Origin of the sequence: Actinoallomurus acaciae, assembly GCF_042429965.1 — a bacterium.
In the GTDB taxonomy this organism is placed as follows: Bacteria; Actinomycetota; Actinomycetes; order Streptosporangiales; family Streptosporangiaceae; genus Actinoallomurus; species Actinoallomurus acaciae.
The window spans coordinates 1-3,029 of record NZ_JBHLZP010000760.1 but is presented as its reverse complement, the minus strand read 5'-3'; the positions used below and the strand labels follow the sequence as shown (position 1 = coordinate 3,029).

Here is a 3,029-nt window from a genome sequence, read left to right as displayed (position 1 = left end):
CGCGGCCCCGGCCGGCGCGGCCCGGCTGACCGCCGCAGAGCTGCGCACCGACGCCCTGAGCACCCCGCTCGGGATCGACGACGCCACTCCCACCCTGAGCTGGGTGCCGCGCTCCTCCGGGCACGACGAGGCACAGACCGCCTACCAGGTCGAGGCGGCGTCCTCGCCGTCCCGGCTGGACGATCCGGACCTGTGGGACTCCGGCAGGGTCGCCTCGGCGGACCCGGGCGCCTCCTACGCCGGCCGGGCACCGGCCTCGCGGCAGCGGGTCTGGTGGCGGGTCCGCGTCTGGGACGCCCGCGGCGCGGTCTCACCCTGGACCGCGCCGTCCTGGTGGGAGATGGGACTCCTGACCAAGGGCGACTGGTCGGCGAAGTGGATCGGCGACGACCGGTGGATCAACCGCCGGCCCACGCCGGTCACGGTCGCCGTGCCCGCGCGGGACGCCCGGTACGTACGCCTGGACGTCACACGGCTGGGCCTGCCCATCACCGAGGGGAGCTCGCTGCTGTCCCGGCTCCAGCTCGCCGAGATCGTCGTCTCCGACTCCGCCCATCCCGATGACGACCTGGCCAGGGGCGCAGAGGTCACCGCGTCGGAGGTGCGCGACTATCCCGGCAAGTGGGAGCCGCCCTACCTGACCGACGGGTCGCTCACCACCGAGCAGGCGCCGTACGGCTACACGAGCCCGGCGTACTCCTCCCAGGACCCGGGCCACCACATCTGGCTCCAGCTCGACCTCGGCCAGAGCCGCCACTTCGACCAGGTGTCGCTCTACCCGCGCACCGACGTCATGACCGCCGACGCGAAGACGCCGAACTTCCCGGTCGACTTCACCGTGCAGACGTCGGACGACGGAACGTTCACCACGGCGGCCACCGTCACCGGGCAGCGCCCGCCGCCCGCGTACCACGCCGACCTTCCCGCGCTCCCGCTCCTGGCCCGGCAGTTCTCCCTCGGCCACGGCGTGCGCAGCGCCCGGCTCTACGTCACCGCCCTGGGCCTCTACGAGGCCACGATCAACGGCAGGCCGGTCAGCGACGCGGTGCTGGAGCCGCCGAACACCGACTACCGCAAGCGCGTCGTCTACTCCACCTACGACGTGACACGGCTGCTGCGCGAGGGCGGCAACGCGATCGGCGTACGGCTCGGCAACGGGACCTACAACGTCGCCCCCACCGCCGACCGGTACACCAAGTACGTCGGCGCGCAGGGGCCGCCGCGGCTGCTCGCCCAACTGGAGGTGACGCTGTCCGACGGGTCGACCCGGCGCATCGCCACCGACTCCTCATGGCGCACCGAGCTCGGGCCGACCACCTACTCCCAGTGGTACGGCGGCGAGGACGAGGACGCGCGGTCGGCGAAGACGGGATGGGACCGCGCCGGCGCCGACCTGAGCGGCTGGACACCGGCCGTGGAGACCCCCGATCCGGGCATCGCCCTGGCCGCGCGGATGTCCCCGCCGATCGTCCCGGTCGGCGCGGCGCACACGGTGCGGGTCACCCGGCCGGCCGCCGGGACGTACGTCTTCGACCTGGGCGCCAACGTCGTCGGCTGGCCGGTGCTGCACCTCAGGGGCCCGCGCGGTACGACGGTCACGGTGAAGCCCGGCGAGCGGCTGGGCGCGGACGGCCTGGTCGATCAGGGCACCATGATCGCCGGAGGCGACCGCACCCCGCCGATCGCCGACCACTACACCCTCGCGGGCACCGGCACGGAGACGTGGCATCCGCGCTTCGTCTACCACGGGTTCCGCTATCTGCAGGTGACCGGCCTGCCCTCGCCGCCGTCCGCGAGCGTCGCCGACGCGGTCATCCTGCGCGCGGACAACGCGACGGCCGGTTCGTTCACCAGCTCCGACCTGCTGCTGAACGGGATACACCGCATCGTCGGCAACGCGATCGCCGGCAACATGTTCAGCATCCTCACCGACTGCCCGGACCGGGAGAAGCTCGGCTGGCTGGAAGAGACCCACCTGGAGCAGGGCTCGATCACCCGGGACTTCGACGTCGAGGCCTACTACCGAGACGTCCTGCGGAACATCGCCGAGGCCCAGCTGCCCGACGGCCACGTGCCGGACATCGCACCCGAGTACGTGGTGTTCAGCGGCTCGGCCCGCGACGACCCCAACTGGGGGAGCGCCATCATCATGTCGGCCTGGCAGCACTACCAGGCGTACGGCGACCTCGGCACGCTCCGGACCTACCTTCCCGCGATGCGGGGCTACTTCGACTACCTCACGTCCAAGGCGAGCGGCTCCCTGCTCGACTACGGCTACGGCGACTGGGCGAGCACCGACTCCTCCACCCCGGTCGGGATCGCCGCGACGTACGGGTACTACCGGGACGCGGTCGCGCTCGGCGCGATCGCGCGCCTGCTCGGCGCGGACGCCTCCGGCTACGACGCCATGGCCCGGAAGATCGCCGAGGCGTTCAACGCGAAGTACCTCAAGACGGACACCTACGGCTCGGGCAGCCAGGCGAGCGACGCCTTCGCGCTCGACATGGGCGTCGTCCCGGCCGACCGGCGGCAGGCCGTCACCGACCATCTGGTCGCCACCATCCAGGCGAAGGGGTACCACCTGACGGTCGGCGAGATCGCGCTCCCCGCGGTGTTCCGCGTGCTGTCCGCCGCCGGTCGCGACGACGTGCTCCTGCGGGTCGCGCAGCAGGTCACCGCGCCCAGCTACGGCTACCAGGTGGTCCACGGCGCGACCTCGCTGACGGAGTACTGGGACGGCCCCACCGGCTACGGCTCGCAGAACCACTTCATGCTCGGCGCGATCGACGAGTGGTTCAGCGCGGGTCTCGCCGGGATCCGTCAGGCCGACGGAGGCGCCGGCTACCGGCAACTGGTCATCCGGCCCGCGGTGGTCGGCGACCTGACCGGTGCGAGCGGCACGTACGAGACGCCCCGTGGGCAGGTCGCGAGCTCGTGGCGCCGCGACGGCCGTACGCTCCGGCTCGACGTGACGATCCCGGCCGGCGCCCCGGCCCGCGTCGAGGGGCCGCTGCTCGGCGGGCGGCCCG

The 3,029-nt window shown here is 72.9% G+C and carries 1 protein-coding gene; it reads left to right on the top strand.

The genetic code is table 11. The annotated features are described in order from the left end of the window. Positions 1–3,029 (top strand): family 78 glycoside hydrolase catalytic domain (locus ACFFNX_RS46525; RefSeq protein WP_378212772.1); only part of this gene is annotated, 3,029 nt, incomplete at both ends.